14 protein-coding genes and 1 pseudogene are annotated in these 16,746 nt (G+C 59.9%); 8 read left to right on the top strand and 7 right to left on the bottom strand.

Going from position 1 to position 16,746, the window contains the following annotated elements; genetic code table 11:
• Positions 1-153 precede the first annotated feature (153 nt).
• The 3 genes and pseudogenes from ACSQ83_RS29890 to ACSQ83_RS29880 all read left to right on the top strand — a co-directional run bounded on the left by ACSQ83_RS29890 (position 154) and on the right by ACSQ83_RS29880 (position 1,892).
• Positions 154-447, top strand: a complete 294-nt coding sequence (locus tag ACSQ83_RS29890; RefSeq protein ID WP_414968946.1) for a hypothetical protein — start codon at positions 154-156, stop codon at positions 445-447.
• A gap of 229 nt (positions 448-676) precedes the next feature.
• Positions 677-844 (top strand): annotated as a pseudogene (locus ACSQ83_RS29885) (class II aldolase/adducin family protein); the annotation flags it as partial.
• Positions 845-890: 46 nt separating this feature from the next.
• Positions 891-1,892 (top strand): ketopantoate reductase family protein, encoded by a 1,002-nt coding sequence (locus ACSQ83_RS29880; RefSeq protein ID WP_436230621.1) that lies wholly within the window; start codon positions 891-893, stop codon positions 1,890-1,892.
• A gap of 94 nt (positions 1,893-1,986) precedes the next feature.
• Here the strand turns inward: ACSQ83_RS29880 and ACSQ83_RS29875 are convergent, their stop codons facing one another.
• The 5 genes from ACSQ83_RS29875 to ACSQ83_RS29855 form a co-directional block, all read right to left on the bottom strand.
• A complete protein-coding gene (locus ACSQ83_RS29875) occupies positions 1,987-3,399 on the bottom strand; it encodes an FAD-binding oxidoreductase (protein ID WP_436230620.1) in 1,413 nt (470 codons plus the stop codon).
• On the bottom strand, positions 3,400-4,143 hold the full coding sequence (locus ACSQ83_RS29870; protein WP_436230619.1) for a FadR/GntR family transcriptional regulator: 744 nt from the start codon (positions 4,141-4,143) through the stop codon (positions 3,400-3,402).
• Positions 4,144-4,297: 154 nt separating this feature from the next.
• Positions 4,298-4,909 (bottom strand): septal ring lytic transglycosylase RlpA family protein, encoded by a 612-nt coding sequence (locus ACSQ83_RS29865; RefSeq protein ID WP_436230618.1) that lies wholly within the window; start codon positions 4,907-4,909, stop codon positions 4,298-4,300.
• A 174-nt stretch (positions 4,910-5,083) separates the two neighbouring features.
• Entirely contained in the window at positions 5,084-6,079 is a 996-nt protein-coding gene (locus tag ACSQ83_RS29860; RefSeq protein ID WP_436230641.1) for a LacI family DNA-binding transcriptional regulator, read from the bottom strand.
• A gap of 105 nt (positions 6,080-6,184) precedes the next feature.
• The gene (locus ACSQ83_RS29855; RefSeq protein ID WP_436230617.1) at positions 6,185-7,582 is read right to left on the bottom strand and encodes an MFS transporter; all 1,398 of its coding nucleotides are present in this window, start codon (positions 7,580-7,582) and stop codon (positions 6,185-6,187) included.
• Between the two features lie 413 nt (positions 7,583-7,995).
• Between ACSQ83_RS29855 and ACSQ83_RS29850 the strand changes: the two genes are divergently transcribed.
• A complete protein-coding gene (locus ACSQ83_RS29850) occupies positions 7,996-9,822 on the top strand; it encodes an IlvD/Edd family dehydratase (RefSeq protein WP_436230616.1) in 1,827 nt (608 codons plus the stop codon).
• A 45-nt stretch (positions 9,823-9,867) separates the two neighbouring features.
• Complete coding sequence (locus tag ACSQ83_RS29845; protein WP_436230615.1) at positions 9,868-11,046, top strand: fumarylacetoacetate hydrolase family protein; 1,179 nt, start codon at positions 9,868-9,870, stop codon at positions 11,044-11,046.
• Between the two features lie 124 nt (positions 11,047-11,170).
• Here the strand turns inward: ACSQ83_RS29845 and ACSQ83_RS29840 are convergent, their stop codons facing one another.
• Positions 11,171-11,494, bottom strand: coding sequence for an HU family DNA-binding protein (locus tag ACSQ83_RS29840; RefSeq protein ID WP_414950416.1), 324 nt, complete (start codon positions 11,492-11,494; stop codon positions 11,171-11,173).
• Positions 11,495-11,791: 297 nt separating this feature from the next.
• Here ACSQ83_RS29840 and ACSQ83_RS29835 point away from each other — a divergent pair, with 297 nt between their 5' ends.
• Together ACSQ83_RS29835 and ACSQ83_RS29830 are read left to right on the top strand one after the other, a co-directional pair.
• Positions 11,792-13,171: an LLM class flavin-dependent oxidoreductase gene (locus ACSQ83_RS29835; RefSeq protein ID WP_436230614.1), complete on the top strand. Its 1,380-nt coding sequence runs from the start codon at positions 11,792-11,794 to the stop codon at positions 13,169-13,171.
• 252 nt (positions 13,172-13,423) lie between these two features.
• Positions 13,424-14,833, top strand: coding sequence for an FAD/NAD(P)-binding protein (locus tag ACSQ83_RS29830; protein ID WP_436230613.1), 1,410 nt, complete (start codon positions 13,424-13,426; stop codon positions 14,831-14,833).
• Positions 14,834-14,871: 38 nt separating this feature from the next.
• Here the strand turns inward: ACSQ83_RS29830 and ACSQ83_RS29825 are convergent, their stop codons facing one another.
• Positions 14,872-15,717 (bottom strand): protein-L-isoaspartate O-methyltransferase family protein, encoded by an 846-nt coding sequence (locus tag ACSQ83_RS29825; RefSeq protein WP_436230612.1) that lies wholly within the window; start codon positions 15,715-15,717, stop codon positions 14,872-14,874.
• A 701-nt stretch (positions 15,718-16,418) separates the two neighbouring features.
• Between ACSQ83_RS29825 and ACSQ83_RS29820 the strand changes: the two genes are divergently transcribed.
• Positions 16,419-16,622 (top strand): cold-shock protein, encoded by a 204-nt coding sequence (locus tag ACSQ83_RS29820; protein ID WP_031356584.1) that lies wholly within the window; start codon positions 16,419-16,421, stop codon positions 16,620-16,622.
• The last annotated feature ends 124 nt before the right edge of the window (positions 16,623-16,746 follow it).

Below are 16,746 nucleotides of genomic sequence, written 5' to 3'. Positions count from 1 at the left end.
CGCTCGGAAGGCTTAGTCTGCGTAATGACGCTAAAGTCTCCCGCCCGCATGCCGATAGCATAGAGAAGACTTTCGGGGAGTACATCCGAACCGCGTTCGGCGTGCTGCAAACCGGACATTTACGCCCCTATAGCATCATCATTTCACTTTCATATGCTGCGAAAAAACAGAACGCTAACACTCGCGGCAATCGTGCTGGGCGTGTTTGCATCGGACGTCTCGCCTACTGAGCTGGCCACACTGTCGGTCAGTCTGGTCGTGCAGGAAAGCTGCATGATCCAGTCGGCGCCCGACCTCGCTGACGTTTCGAAGCCCAGCGTATCGTGCTTGCATGGTCAGCCCTTCGACATCGCGCTCACGACGCTCGATCCCTCTCTTCCCGCCTCCGCACTGCACTACACCGTTCGCAACGGCAAGCAGTCCGCAGTGTGGATGGTGGGCTTCTAAGCGCCCGTTCGAGCGACCTTCCAATCCCTAAAACGGGCTTCCGTCACGCGGTTTTAAAAGCTTGGGAATGCCACAGAAAACCGGCTTTTTCCGCAATAGCGTACGCCCCGCCATCTGTTCGCCAGGTTTAGTAGTGCTCAGCCCGAAACGGTGCGTTTAAATGACAAGTGCAATGCATGGCTAAACCAATCCCGGCGCGTAAATCAGGCTGCTCATTCAAGATGCGCCGGCAAATCATCAATCGGTGGAAGACGCACATTGCGTCATGCATACTCATGCAAACGCCGGGCTTCCGGTAGCTTGCATGCAGGGCGGTTTGCCGTACACCAGCGTCTACCCTGCCCAATTGCACAACATGGTTGCGTATCATCCGTTCGAGGGTATGACGGTCCACGCACTTATTCGAAGTGTCGATCGCATCGACGCTTCGTCAGGGGAAAAATTTGAATCAACGAGCCATCAAAATTACCGTGGTCGGCGGAGGCGCCATTGGCGGTATCGTGGCCGCACGGCTGGCGCGCACCGGCGTTGCAGTGAACCTCCTGGCGCGCGGACCGCATCTTGACGCCATACAGCGCAATGGCTTGACTGTCATCGAGGGCGACGACCAGTATGTGGTCACTGTCAACGCGACCGACCAGCCCGGCACGCTCGGCGCGCAGGACCTGTTGTTCATCTGCCTGAAGGGACCGGCGCTGATACAGGCAGCACAATCACTGGCGCCACTGGTGAACGACGGCACGCATATTGTCTCGGTCATGAACGGGGTGCCTTGGTGGTTCCTCAACGCGTTTGGCGGTCCGCTTGAAGGGCAACGGCTCGAATCGGTGGATCCGGCGGGCGTCGTGTCGGCTGCGTTGCCGCCATCGCAAGTTTCCGGTTGCGTCGTGCATCTTTCGTCTTCAATAGCCGCGCCTGGCGTGATTAAAAAGGGCAATGGCAACCAGTTGATTGTCGGACCCGCCTCGACGGGCGTCACGGGTCAAGCAGCGCACGCCATTGAACTACTGCGGCTTGCTCAATTCGACGTATCCACATCTAGCGAGATTCGCAGCGATATCTGGGCGAAGCTGTGGGGCAATATGACGATGAACCCGATCAGCGCCCTCACCCGTTCGACCGCCGACGTGATTCTCGACGACCCGTTGACGGCGCAGCTTGTCGTCTCGATCATGGAAGAGGCGCGGCGGATTGGGGAAGAGATCGGGATCGAGCTGAACATGACGACCCAGGCACGCAACGCCCAAACGCGCAAGCTGGGTGCGTTCAAGACGTCGATGCTTCAGGACGTGGAAGCGGGCCGTCAGCTGGAGATTGAAGCTATTTTGGGCGCGCCTCATGAACTGGCGGAGAAGGCTGGAATTGCAGTGCCGTTTCTTAGCGTGCTGTATGGGCTCGCCGGACAGTTGAATGCCAACCTGGCCGGCAACGGGCCGGCGCGCTAAGGGTACGCAGGCGTTGTAGGAGCGCTCAGGTCAGCGCCAGGCAAGTAATGCTTTTCGGCGGGCGCTCGCGTGGATACCGGGCGCCCGTGCCTTATCAGAAGATCTTGCCCGGATTCATGATGCCGTGCGGATCGAAGACCTTGCGAATCTCGCGCATAAGCCGGATTTCCAGCGGATCTTTATAGCGGCTGAAATACTCGCGCTTGAGTTGGCCAATACCATGTTCGGCGCTGATGCTGCCTCCGTAGCGTGCCACTTCGTCCAACACTTCCGCCGTCAATCCGTCTCCGTGAAGCTTGAAGAAATCGCGCGGCTCACCCACCGGACGTGAGAGATTGTAGTGAAGATTGCCGTCGCCGAAATGGCCGAACACGATCAGGCGTACACCCGCGTGATGTTTATCGATGCGCTCGCCCGCCGAGGCAAGAAACGCGGGTATGGATGCTATCGGTAGCGAGACGTCATGCTTCACATGCGGACCATCGGCACGCTGCGCCTCGGAGATTTCCTCACGCAGCCGCCACATGCTGTTCACTTGCGCAATTGATTCGGATACCGCAGCATCCACGCATAACTCACGTTCAAGCGCCTCGCCAATCACCGTCTCCACGAGCTCGCGCAACGCGGCTTCATCGACGGTATCGGCGAGTTCAATCAGCACGTAAGCCGGATGACGTTCGGTGAAGGGCGCACGCATGCCATCGACTTGTTCAAGCACCATGTCCAGGCATTCGGCCGTAAAAAATTCGAACGCCTGCATGCGTGGGCCACCGCGTTCGAACAGGAGTTCGAAAAGATCGAGTGCCTGTTGCGACGAGTACACGGCCGCCAGCACGACCACCCGCACGTCGTTGCGCGGATAAAGCCGCAATGCCGCCGCCGTGATAATGCCCAATGTCCCTTCCGCGCCGATCAGCAATTGCTTCAGGTCGTAACCGGTGTTGTCCTTGCGCAGGGTGCGCAGGCCGTGAAAAATCTCGCCGTTCGGCAAGACCGCTTCCATCCCGAGCACCAGTTCCCGCGTCATGCCATAGCGCACGACATTCACGCCGCCCGCATTCGTCGACAAATTGCCGCCCAACTGGCACGAATCTTCAGCGGCAAGGCTGAGCGGCAGCAGGCGGTGTTCATCGGCCGCGACTCGCCGCAGGTTGCCAAGGATGCAACCGGCTTCGGCGACCATCGTGTTGCCGATCGTATCGATACTGCGAACGGCGTGCATCCGGTCGAGGCTCAGGATCACGTTCGCGGGGCTCGCGTCGGGCGTGGCGCCGCCGCACAAGCCCGTGTTGCCCCCGCGCGGTACAACCGGCACGCGCGCCTCCGAGCAGAGCGTGAGAGCTGCTGCAACGTCTTCGGTGCTCGACGGGCGCACGACCGCTTGAGCGTGGCCGGTGTACATGCCGCGCCAGTCCGACAGCCACGGCGCGATGTCGTCGGGAGCCGTGATGACAGCGTCGGGTCCAAGCTTGTCGATCAGTCGTTGAGGGAAAGAGGTGTCGGTCATTTATTCGTTCGTCAATATGCTTAGGGATGCGACGCTATTGAGCGCGTCGCGGCCGGGAATCGCGAGGTTCAGGCGGGCGGCGGCGTTCTGCAGATGCGCGGTCGCGGCACTACGCGCAGCTACCGGATCGCCGGCACAAATCGCTTCGAATACGCGGACATGTTCACGATGCACTTCGTCAGGCAGACGTTGACGCGCCAGCGAATGGGTGCGTGCCGTCTGCACCGCCTGGCGGATCTGCAGATTGAGGTACTGGAGCAGATCGACGTAGTAGCGGTTGTGCGTGGCATCGGCGATCGCTACATGGAAAGCAATGTCCAGCTCAACCGCGTGGTCCGGCGTGTAGAGGTTATCGGCGAGCGATTTGAGAATGGCCGCCAGTGCATCGATGTCGGCTTCAGTCCGGCGCACAGCCGCCAGCGCTGCTGCAGCGCTCTCCAGATCGAGCCGCAACTCGTAGACATCCGCAAGGTCCGCCCGATCCGCGCCGACCGCGTGGGGGACGCGAAAACCGCCGGTTTCCGTGCGCGCCTTCACCGTACAACCCGCGCCCTGACGGCTGTCGATCAGGCCATTCGAACGCAGGCGCTCCGTGACCTCACGGATCACCGACTGGCTGACGCCGAAGCGCGCGGCCAAATCCTTGCCGGACGGAAGCTTGGTGCCGACCGGGTAAACCCCATTTCGAATATCCCCAGTCATTTGCTGAGCGACTTGCTGGGTAAGGGTTAGCGCTTTTGTCACGAGGGGTCCGGGCTTCAGCTGAGCATTTTCAAGTTATCGGGTTTGCATGTTATATGAAAACTTTGGACGCGTGAATAGCGTGGCCTACCGGATACCGCCACGCCAATGCCCCAATACCGGGGTGACCATCCTCCTATGAAGCGGGTTCACCAACTCAGTGAGGTGACTGGCTATCCGCTGCGCCCGTGCCGGGCTTCACGCTACCGTCGGGCTGCGGAACTTCGATCGGTTTGACTTCGACGGGGGCGGTGCCATTTTCTTTCAGACCGAGTTTATCGGCGGTCTTGGGCGATACGTCGACAATGCGGTTCTTCACGTAGGGGCCCCTATCCCTGATTTCAACCGTATCGGTTTTGCCGTTTTCCAGATTCGTGACCTGGGCTTTGGTGCCAAGCGGCAGAGTCTTGCTCGCGGCGACATTGGACTGCGGATTCATGGGCGTACCGTCAGCCATCTTTTTTGAATAGAACTTCTGGCCGTAGTACGAGGCCTTGCCCTTGCGTGTTCTGCCGGAACGGTCAAGTCCGGTACGGTGGGTTGCCTTCGCACTCGCCTGCGAGGCCTGGGCGGACTCAGGCTCTTGCGCCGGGAAAGCGATGCTCAGCCAGCACGATAAAAGCACAGACAGAAGTGTTCGAAGCTTGCGTATTCGATCGCGGCCTAAACGGGTGTAAACCGGCACCCGGTGCGTTTCCAAACACGCCCACTCCGCTTCTCGAAGAAGGCCCAATCGCTTGTTCTGTGTGGTATGAAGATTACTTTTCATTTACCACTCCTCTTCAACTGGTCAAAGCAGTGAGCCTTTGATTCAGCGAGAGTAACACTCGAATCAGGATGTCTCCAGGGTATCAGGAGCTCGTAACGCTACCTTGAAAGAGTCTGCAGTATGGAGGGATGAAAACACCGGGCGTGCCGTACTTCCATCTGAACAAATCCGTGCTCAGGTGCTCTCCCTCACAACCAATTGAAATGCTACGCGCCGCTTCTCCGAGAGCCCTCCCAATCCGTTCTTGCGCGCAGCGGCCGCGGCCAATAACATCTCGCCGGCAATCCGCCCGATCGCATGCGGATCGACCGCCACCGTCGAAATGCTCGGATAGCAATACCGCGACACTTCGAAATCCCCGAACCCGGCGACCGCCATTTTCTTGGGCACAGGAATCCCGCGCCGATGACATTCCATCAGCGCGCCGAACGCCGACATATCGCTCACGCACATCACGGCGTCGGTATCGGGCCATGCCTTGATCAAGCGCGAAAACGCCTCGCCGCCATGACTCAAGGTCACGGGTGAAGCACCATGCTGAATCACTCGCGGCTCGCCCAGTCCGAACAACTTCAAGCCCTTTCGATAACCCGTCTGCCGATCCAGGCCGCGACGGTCGAGCCGGGTCGCGCCGCCAATAAATCCGATCCGCCGATACCCGCGTTCATGAAGATGCCGCATCATTTCGCATGCGGCATCGATATTCGAAAATCCCACCGCCTGCTGGATCGGCGTGCGTGGTACGTCCCACGTTTCGACGACCGGAACCTTCGAACGCTTGAGCATCGCTCGCGTAGCGACGGTGTGAAACGACCCGGTCAGCATCACGCCTTCCGGCCGATGCGCGAGCATCACGCGCAGAAGCTGCTCTTCCTGTTTCGGGTCGTAGTCGGTATCGCCGAGCAGGAGTTGCAGACCTTGCGCCGTCACTGCCGCGTTCAGGCTATGGACGGTGTCCGCGAAATTCGAACTTGACATGGACGGCACCAGCGCCACGATGAACGGCGAACGCCCGGACGACAGCGTCCCCGCCGATGCATCCGGCACATACCCCAGTTGCTCGATCACCGCGAGCACGCGCTCGCGCATGGCGACGGATACATCGCGGTCGGCCAGCACGCGTGACACGGTCATTTTCGACACGCCGGCCTCGCGCGCGACGTCCGCCATCGTCGGCATAAACTCTGACATTGACTCGCCTGGTCTCGTTGAATAACGCTCGCATGATACAGCGCGAGCCGGCGCGGACTGCACCGCGAGAGTGGCTCGAATGCTCTAGCTGCCCTTGCCCACGGCGTCGTTGAGCAAGGTCAGATCACGCTCACGTGTCTCGGTAGAGAGGAACGTGCCAACCAGCGTCAATACACAGAGAACCGCCATGTAGACGCCCATCACCCAGAACGCGCCGCCCGACAAACCGATCAGATAGACACCAAGCAAAGGCGCAATGCCACCCGATAAAACCGCGCCCAGTTCGCGCGCAAGCGCCACGCCTGAATAGCGATAACGATTGCCGAAGAGCTCGGTGAAGTGCGCACACTGCGCGCCGAGCATGCTGTTCGCCCCGAACGCCAGACCACCTACCATCGAAACGGTGACCCAGACCGGATCGCCCGTGCTGATCATCCACCACGAAGGCACCGACCAGAGCAGCAGGAAAATCGCACCGCCGCGATAAACCGTGAGGCGTCCGATGCGGTCTGACAGCGCACCAAACATCGGCGTGGTGACAATACTCACGATGCTCGCAATCAACGCCCCGGTCGTACCGATCGCGGCCAACTGACCGCGCGGCACGCCGATTTTCGTGGCGACAAAACCGCCGAGGAACGCAATCACGATCGTGTTGTAGATGGTCGAACCGCCCTGCTCGGCAAAGCGCATCAGCGTGGCGGCAAGCAAAGGCCGGCGCGCGGTGGCAATGACGGTTTTCATCGGAGAACGAATCACTTCCCGCGAAGCTTCCAGCTTCGCGAACACCGGGCTTTCACGCAAGCGCAGACGAATCCAGATTGCAACGCCGATCAATACGACGCTACCGAGAAACGGCACACGCCATCCCCACGAAAGCATCGCTTCTTCGCCAAGCAGTTTTTGCATGGTGCTGAACGTGAACGTCGCAAGCGCCAACCCGGCAAACACGCCGACGAACGGCAACGCCGCGAAGAAGCCTCGCCGCTTGATCGGCGAAACTTCAGCCATCAGCGTGGATGCACCGGCTTGCTCGGCACCGGCGCCAAAACCTTGTGCGAGCCGCAACACGACGAGCAGCACCGCGCCCCACGACCCGGCCGGCAAGCAGCCGATCAGCGTCGTCGATGCACCCATGATCGCAATAGTCACGAGCAGCACGAACTTGCGCCCTTTCCGGTCACCGATTGATCCGAAAAACAAGCCCCCGAAAGGGCGCGCGAGAAACCCCGCGCCATAAGTAGCGAAGCTCGCCATCAAACCCGCAGTCGCGCCAAGCGATGGAAAAAAGATATGACCGAAGACGAGCGCGGACGCGAGACCGTAGATTGCAAAGTCGTAGTATTCGAGCGCACTGCCCACCGCACCGGTGAGCGTTGCGCGTTGCAACTGGCGTGCTGAGACGGGTGGCGTTGCGGTATCGGCGTGTTCGTTGCCCGACGGTACCGGATCGCCTGCGAGCGCTGACGGATGAGAATTCACTTCTGTCTCCTGATTATTGGGCTTGCGCCTTTTTATGCATCTGCGTCCAATCTGACGTCGGCGGTACTCGCTCTTCGCGTCTCTTTTATTCTGGACATACCGGTATGCGTTTGATACTGTTACCGGTAACAAATGAGAATCAATTTAGCATGAGGAGTGACCATGCGCAAGCGAACACCGCCTCAGCAATGCGACACTCGATGTATTCTCAAATGATCCAACGCCATGCTGCAAACGCACATATTCAAGGCGGTAGTAGAAACCCGTACGGCAATAGCCGACGTCGTTCGAGACAATCGAAAAGCTGCTTATCCAACTGCTTACCCAATACACGCAATCCACGCAATACCAGACACTGACACGCGCTAAGCCGCCCAGCCGTCCCCAAAAAATAACCTGAGACATTGACGCTTATGACCTCATCGAATCCCACCCATACTCAAACCACCCACACCACCGACGACACCGCAACACCGCGTCTGCGCAGCCGCCGCTGGTTCGACGATCCCTCCAATCCCGGCATGACCGCGCTCTATCTCGAGCGCTACATGAATTACGGCATCACGCGCGAAGAGCTGCAGTCAGGCAAGCCGATCATCGGCATCGCGCAAACGGGTTCGGATCTCGCGCCCTGCAACCGGCATCATCTTGAGCTTGCGACCCGCGTACGCGACGGCATCCGCGACGCCGGAGGCATTCCGCTTGAATTCCCCGTTCACCCGATCCAGGAAACCGGCAAGCGCCCTACCGCTGCGCTCGATCGCAACCTCGCGTATCTCGGTCTCGTTGAAATCCTGCACGGCTATCCGATCGACGGCGTCGTCCTCACTACCGGCTGCGACAAGACCACGCCCGCGTGCCTGATGGCAGCCGCGACGGTCAACATTCCCGCCATCGTGCTGTCGGGCGGACCCATGCTCGACGGCTGGTATCACGGCAAGCTTGCGGGCTCCGGCACGGTCATCTGGGACGCGCGCAAACGCCTCTCTGCCGGCGAGATCGACTACCCCGGTTTCATGGACATGGTGGCTTCTTCAGCGCCCTCGGTCGGGCATTGCAACACCATGGGCACAGCGCTCTCCATGAACTCGCTTGCTGAAGCGCTCGGCATGTCGCTACCCGGTTGCGCAGCGATTCCCGGGCCGCATCGCGAACGTGGGTGGATGGCGTATGCGACCGGCAAGCGTATCGTCGGCATGGTGGCGGAGAATCTGCGTCCGTCGGACATCATGACCCAAGGCGCATTCGAGAACGCCGTGGTCGCCGCGGCCGCGCTCGGTGCCTCATCGAATTGCCCGATTCACATGATCGCGATCGCGCGTCACATGGGTGTCGATCACACGCTAGAAGACTGGCAGCGTCTTGGTCCCGAAGTCCCGTTGCTGGTTGACTGCCAGCCCGCCGGACGTTTCCTTGGCGAGGCATTTCACCGGGCAGGCGGCGTGCCGGCTGTGATGAAGGAACTGCTCGGTGCGGGCCGCCTGAACGCAGACGTACGCACGGTCACGGGCCGTACGCTGGGCGAGGACTTGGCCACTGTTCCCACGCCCGATCGCGAAGTGATTCGCGCGTATGGGAATCCGTTGAAAGAGTCGGCCGGATATGTCGTGCTGTCGGGCAACCTCTTCGATAGCGCCGTCATGAAGGTCAGCGTAATCGACGAGGCGTTCCGCAAGCGCTTCCTCGCCGACCCGGACCATCCCGACGTGTTCGAGGGCAAGGTCGTCGTGTTCGAAGGCCCGGAGGACTATCACGCGCGCATTGAAGACCCGGAAACCGGCGTCGATGAGCGCTCGATTCTCGTAATCCGCAACTGTGGTCCGGTCGGGTTCCCAGGTGGCGCGGAAGTGGTGAACATGCAGCCGCCGGCTGCGTTGCTCAAACGGGGTATCGATACCCTGCCGACGCTTGGCGATGGCCGTCAGAGCGGAACGTCGGCGAGTCCGTCCATTCTCAACGTGTCACCGGAAGCGGCCGTTAGCGGCGGCCTTGCATTGCTGGTATCGGGCGACAAGATCCGTATCGACCTGAAGACGCGCAAGGTCGACCTGATGATCCCCGACGCTGAACTTGCCCAACGCCGCGCCGCATGGAAGCCGCCCGTGCTGAAGAACATGACGCCATGGGAAGAGATCTACCGGAGCATGGTCGGACAGCAAGGCAGCGGCGCATGCCTCGAACCGGCCACGCTTTACCTGAACATTGTCGAGACGCGCGGCGAATCGCGGCACAACCACTAGGGCACGCGTACGCCTGCCGTTCAGACATCTCTGGAGACACACAACATGCCTTACGCTTACCTCCCCTCCGACCTTGACGACGCGCTGCTGGTCGGCCGCGTCTGGCGGCCTGCGCCTGTCAACGGACCCTCGGTGATCGTCGTGCGGCGCGGCGAAGTCGTCGACATCACTTCGACAGTCGCCACCACCGCCGATCTTTTCGATCGCGACGATGCCGTGGAGATCGCGCGCCACGCTCCAGGGGAGTCACTTGGCTCAGTCGATGCGCTGATAAACGCGTCGCTCGATTCGTCCCCCGGCGCAGTGCATTTGCTGGCGCCGTGCGATGTGCAGGCGATCAAGGCGTGCGGCGTGACGTTCGCGGTAAGCCTGCTCGAACGTGTGATCGAGGAACACGCGGGCGGCGACGCAAGCAAGGCGCAGGAAACCCGCGCGATGATCAACGAGTTGATCGGTGCGGATCTGTCGAAGATAAAACCCGGTTCCGAAGCGGCGGCAAAATTGAAGGCTGAACTCGAGCGCCGCGGTGCGTGGTCGCAATACATGGAAGTTGGAATTGGTCCGGATGCCGAAGTATTTTCGAAATCACAACCTATGTCCTCGGTTGGATTCGGTGCGGACGTGGGTTTGTATCCGACGTCGAAGTGGAACAACCCCGAGCCGGAAATCGTGCTGGCGGTAAACAGCGCCGGCGAAATAGTGGGCGCAACGCTCGGCAACGACGTGAACCTGCGCGACATCGAAGGCCGCTCCGCTTTGCTGCTCGGCAAGGCGAAGGACAACAACGGTTCATGCTCGATCGGCCCGTTCGTGCGGCTGTTCGACGGCACGTTCACGCTCGACACCGTGCGCGAGGCGAGCGTGTCGCTGCGCATTGAAGGCGCGGACGATGGTTTTGTGCTGGACGGCGTCAGCCACATGCGCGAGATCAGCCGCGATCCGGCGGACCTGGTTGCGCAGACGCATGGCGCGCACCATCAGTATCCGGACGGTTTCATGTTGTTTCTCGGCACCATGTTTTCGCCGATCAAGGATCGCGACACACCGGGTGGCGGCTTCACGCATCATCTGGGCGACGTGGTGACTATCTCGACGCCATCGCTGGGCGCGATCGTCAACACCGTGCGGTTATCGACGGAAATTACGCCATGGACGTTCGGGGTACGTGCGCTCTATCGCAACCTGGCGGCGCGCGGCGTGCTTGGCAGCATGCGCGTTTCCTGAGCGGGTTCGACGCGGCGCATTCTTCTGATAACGACTGGAAAAAGATCAGAAGAAAATAAGCGCCGCTCGATTGCGTCCTTGTCCGCAAACCCACGCAAACCCGGCAAGGACGCGTTCGTCAATCTTACTGATTGACGAGGTCTTTGAACGCTTTGCCAGCGGTAAACTTGACCGTCTTTGCGGCTGCGATCTGGATGGTGTCGCCAGTCTTGGGATTGCGGCCCGTGCGCGCGGCGCGTGCGCCGGTGCTGAACGTGCCGAAACCGACGAACTGAACGCTGTCGCCGCTAACAACGGCTTGCGTGACGGTCGAGATGAATGCATCGATAGCTTCAGCAGCTGCTGCCTTGCTCGTACCAGTGGCGGACGCCACGGCGTCAACGAGTTCTTGCTTGTTCATTTCTGTTTTCTCAAAGATGGGTACAACGCACTGCCCATGCGAGTGCATGGTGGAAGCGTCACCTTACCGGACGCGCCCGTTAGAGGCAAATCCGTTTTCTTGCGAATAGACCGCGGGTTTGTTTCGGGTTTGCTCCCGGTTTATCCTCTTCAACGCCAGAGATACCGCTCTTCGAGACTCCATATGGAATGCAAATGCCGATTCAATAGTTTGCAAGGCACCCAAGCCATGCAACCATTCCCGCTGCCTTTATCGGCGAAACGCTGCTAAAACCGCTTCATATAAGCGGTTTTGTGGTCTTCGTTCGCTTTCCTTCTCTCGCCCCACCCTTCGCGTGCCACTCCCATGAGCAAGAAAAAGATCCTCCTGAACGCGTTCAACATGAACTGTGTTGGCCATATCAACCATGGTTTGTGGACGCATCCGCGCGACCAGTCGCAAGATTACCGAAAGCTTTCATACTGGACGGATCTCGCAAAATTGCTTGAACGCGGACTGTTCGACGGACTTTTTATTGCGGATATCGTGGGGGCGTATGACGTTTATCAGGCGTCGGTCGACCTGACGCTGAAGGAATCCATACAGTTACCCGTCAACGATCCCCTGATGCTGGTTTCCGCCATGGCAGCCGTCACGCAGCATCTTGGTTTCGGCGTCACGGTGAACCTCACTTACGAAGCCCCCTATCTTCTGGCACGACGCTTTTCCACGCTCGATCACCTGACAGAGGGACGGATCGGCTGGAACATCGTGACCGGTTATCTCGACAGCGCCGCGCGCGCGATGGGTCTCACCGAGCAGATTGCCCACGACGAACGCTACGACCGCGCCGATGAATATCTCGATGTCACGTACAAGCTTTGGGAAGGCAGTTGGGAAGACGAGGCCGTCGTGCGCGATCGCAGCACGCGCGTGTTCGCCAATCCGGAAAAGATCCATAAGGTCCAGCATCACGGCCGCTACTACGACGTAGAGGGTTATCACTTGTCCGAGCCTTCGCCGCAACGCACGCCCGTGCTGTTCCAGGCGGGTTCATCGGGACGCGGGCAGGCGTTTGCGATTCGTCATGCCGAGTGCGTGTTCGTATCGAGTCAGAGCAAGGAAAGTACGCGCAAACTCGTCGATGCATTACGCAAGCAAGCGGCCGAGGCCGGCCGCGCCCCGGCAAGTCTCAAGGTCTTCATGGGCGTCACGGTGGTGGTGGGACGCACCACGGCTGAAGCCGAGGAAAAGTTCGCCGAGTACGCAAGCTATGCAAGCGCCGAAGCGGGATTGGCGCACTTTGCGGCGGGCAGCGGTATCGATTATTCGAAGTTCGATCTGGATGACGAACTCGCGCCGCCGGGCGGTCACAAGAGCCGCGGCATAGAGTCGTCGGTGCAACGCGTGACGGACGGACAGTCCGGCTGGACCGTGCGGCGCCTGCTCGATCAATTGAAACTCGGCGGGCGGTTCACGACTATCGTCGGCGATCCGGTTCAGGTGGCTGATGCGCTGGAATCGTGGATGGACGAAGCCGGCGTCGACGGTTTTAATCTGACGCGTACCGTGACGCCCCAAAGTTACGAGGACTTTATCGACCTCGTGATTCCCGAGCTGCAGGCACGCGGTGTGTACAAGACCGCTTACGCCGATGGCACCCTGCGCGAGAAGTTGTTCAATCGCGGCGCGAAGCTGCCGGATGAACATACGGGCGCATCGTTCCGACGGACTGGCGTGGAGTAAAACTGACCATACGGTGTTGTCGGTCATTCATGCTGCCAGTGAACCGGGCTGTGTGCTCCCTGCCAATGATTAGCCATCCGATACAAGCCGGCAACGTCTTTTTGGGCCGTCACGAGCCTTGTAGCGGATCGCTTAGCCCTCGGTTTCAATCGCACCAATCCTCACATGCTTAGAGAATTTCCAGCTTTACGCGCCATCCACCGCGCTTACTGACTGAGGTATCCTCGACGCTCCAGCATCATGAGCACGCTCTTGAACACATCCGGACATACCCCGTTGAACATCGTCGTGATCGGTGGCGGCTTCACCGGCATCGCATTCATCATTCACGCCATTCGTGCCTGCCCCGCTGACGTCGATCTCGACTTCACTATTGTGGAACCGTCGGCGGAACTCGGCCGGGGCATCGCCTATGGAACGTCTGAGCCGCTGCATCGGATCAACGTACCAACAGACCGGATGAGCCTGTTCGCGGGCGACTCCACGCATGCCACGCGCTGGCTCCAGGCGCACGACGCAATCGACGCCGGCAGCAGCGACGGCCAAGGCAGCTACTACGTATCGCGCGCGCGATACGGCGAGTACGTCGCCGCGACCCTGGCCGATGTCGTGGCCGAGGCCGCCTCGCATGTGCGCGTGACGCATCGGCGAGCAACCGCCACGGGCGTGCGCAAGTCGGAATCAGGTTATACGGTCACGCTGGACGATGGCTCGCGTCTGGACGCGCATCGCGTTGCGCTGTGTTTTGGCCATACGCCCTCAAAACCGCCGGGGGTCATCGACGAGCAGGCTTCGCACGATCCCAGGCTGGTCTCCAATCCGTGGGCGCCCGACGCGTTGCGAGCGATCCCGCAGGACGCGTCCGTGCTGCTGGTCGGCACCGGCCTGACGATGGCGGACGTGGCCGTCACGCTGATCGAGCGCGGGCATTCCGGACGCATCAACGCAATTTCCCGCCGGGGTTTACGCGCCCAGCCGCATGGTCTTTTCTCCGATGCCGCCGATTTCCTCGATAACGCCGCTCCACCCGCCAGCGCCCGTGAACTCGTGCGCAAGCTCAGGCAGAGGATCGCGCGCGACGAGGCCCGCATCGGCTGGCAACCCGCCGCCGACGCCCTGCGTTTCGATCTTCCGCGGATCTGGAACGCGCTGCCCGCTCGCGAACAACGCCGCGTCGTGAAACGGCTGCTGGCGTTCTGGGACGTCCATCGCTTTCGCATCGCGCCGCAAATTCATACGGCGATTGAGCGGGCGATTGAACGCGGTCAGATGAGCGTTATTACGGCGGGTATCGTGGGAATCAGTCGTACGGCAGAGCGGTTCAGCGCCAAGCTGCGATATCCAGGCGGCACGCATCAAGAGCATTCATTCGACGCGGTTGTTTTCTGTACGGGACCCGCACGCGATATCGACCGGAATCCGCTCGTGAAGTCGCTCCTGGAGAACGGGCTCGCTCGGCTGGACGCGGTGCGGATCGGACTCGATACCGATCTTCGCAGCCAGCTCAGGAATGCAGAGGGCGACGTGTCGCCAGGCTTGCTGGCTTTCGGCCCGATGACACGCGGAAGCTTCGGCGAAATGACCGGCGCTCCTGACATCGCCCGGCATCTCGAACGGGTGCTCAAGGATGGCAGCTTGCTGGCGTATACATCGGCGCGTTGACCCGCGCTCATGCCTACATGCCTACATGCCTAGATGGATCAGCCTAACGCCGCCGAAGAAAACCAGACATGCTGGTAAGCCACCACTGCGGTCTCATCCGGTAGACGCTCGGACGTCAGCCACGCCGACCTGACGGACCATGCCGCGTGGACATCGGGCGGTGGCACGAACAAATCCGCAGTCGTTGCCCCGCCAACGCAAGCGATGAACCACGAGTTCATGAGCGGTTTCGCCTCAAAACCCCTGTCGGTCCGAGTGACCAGCAGGGTTAGTCCCACGTTATCTGACGGTCGCCAAGGGAAGATCAAACGCCCTTGCGGACGCAACGCGGCAAGCCAGGCGCTCGGCGGCGCCAGGACGCCTGCATTCACATAAATCACGTCCGACGCCGGCAAAGGCAACTTCGTCGCGTCGCCTTGCGTCACGGTCACGCACTCGAATGCGCGCAAGTTCTTGCGGGCCTTTTCGGCCAGATCCGGATCGATTTCGAACGCCTCTACCCGACCGCCAGGGAGCGCGAGCACGGAGAGGATCGCGGTGTAATAACCGGAACCCGCGCCGATATGGCACACCACGTCGCCCCGTTGCGGCGCAACCGCGCCGAGCCATGCAGCGTGAAGGAATGGCTCGCCGTTATTGATTCCCTTGGATGCATCGAGCGCGACCAGGGCATTCTGGTAGAGATGGACGGGGTCGGCGCTGGGAGTCTCGACGTACTCGTTGCTGATCATAAGCTTCCACGGACCCGGCGGCAGGAATACCTCACGAGGCACGAGTTCGAACACGCGCTCGAGCCTCGGATCATCGGACTTGCTCGCGGCTGCCATGGATCTGGCGTAATGCTCCCTTGCTTCCGTAAGACTCGTCTTTTCCTTGCGATTCACAACAACCCCTTATCCGCAGATGGTTTGGAAGCGGGGTTTTCGTGGTGCATAAGCATGACCGGCTTCGCTGACGTGAGCTATCGTGGCCGATGCCCTGGTCCGGCGTCAAGATGCCCTAACCGACCAAGCTCACGAGTCCGCAAGCCGCTTGATAACGCAGAGCAATTGCGTTTTTAGCTACGGCAAGCAGACGTAATTACACTGATATGGCCCACTGTTTCGGTAAAGTCGTCCGAGCGTGGCGCTGCGGCCGAATTCCTGCCGGATAAAATTACTTCCAGACGAACGCGCTCAATTTACCCGCAGCTGAATGAACGGGATTACGTATTCCTTAAGTGCATTTCCGCCATATCCGGCACCGCACATCCGGCCAATTGGGAGATTCCCGATGTCCAGACAAACACTGCGTAAGCAATAAATAGCGCTTCCAGCGCCCATTATTTGGGCTGGCGCCCCCCAGTTGAGCGACTGCATTTCCTAACTTGTATGCAATGCAGCTTTTCCGGTTTGGAAATCTTCAATAATTATTGGCACGGCGTACAATTGATTCGCCATAATTCCAAAAGCGCATAGCGCCGCAGCGATTTTTGTTACGGACGCGCTCATGGACTTAGAGAAGTCTTGTCACAACAATGCAATGCGACGCGGCTCGGCGCTCTGGTTTTATTCTCACTCGTTAGCTCTAAATTTTGGATACGCTCATGGCAACCGGTACGGTCAAATGGTTCAACGATGCAAAAGGCTTCGGCTTCATCACACCCGATGACGGCGGCGAAGATCTGTTCGCACACTTTTCGGAAATCAAGGCAGAAGGCTTCAAAAGCCTTCAAGAAAATCAGAAGGTAACGTTTGAGGTAAAGCAAGGGCCCAAGGGCAAGCAGGCATCGAATATCGTGCCGGCATAAGTTTGATCCGGCCGTCACGGCGGCCGGTTTTCATCCGTCACGCGGATGATGCCGGGGCGCGGTCATCCATGGCCGCGCCCCGTAGTAAGTTTGTGCGTGTCATTACACGTAACGCGTCAATGGT

This window comes from Caballeronia sp. LjRoot29 (assembly GCF_964252755.1).
Lineage (GTDB): Bacteria > Pseudomonadota > Gammaproteobacteria > Burkholderiales > Burkholderiaceae > Caballeronia.
The sequence above is the reverse complement of the archived record's forward strand: the minus strand, read 5'-3'. Positions and strand labels throughout refer to the sequence as shown.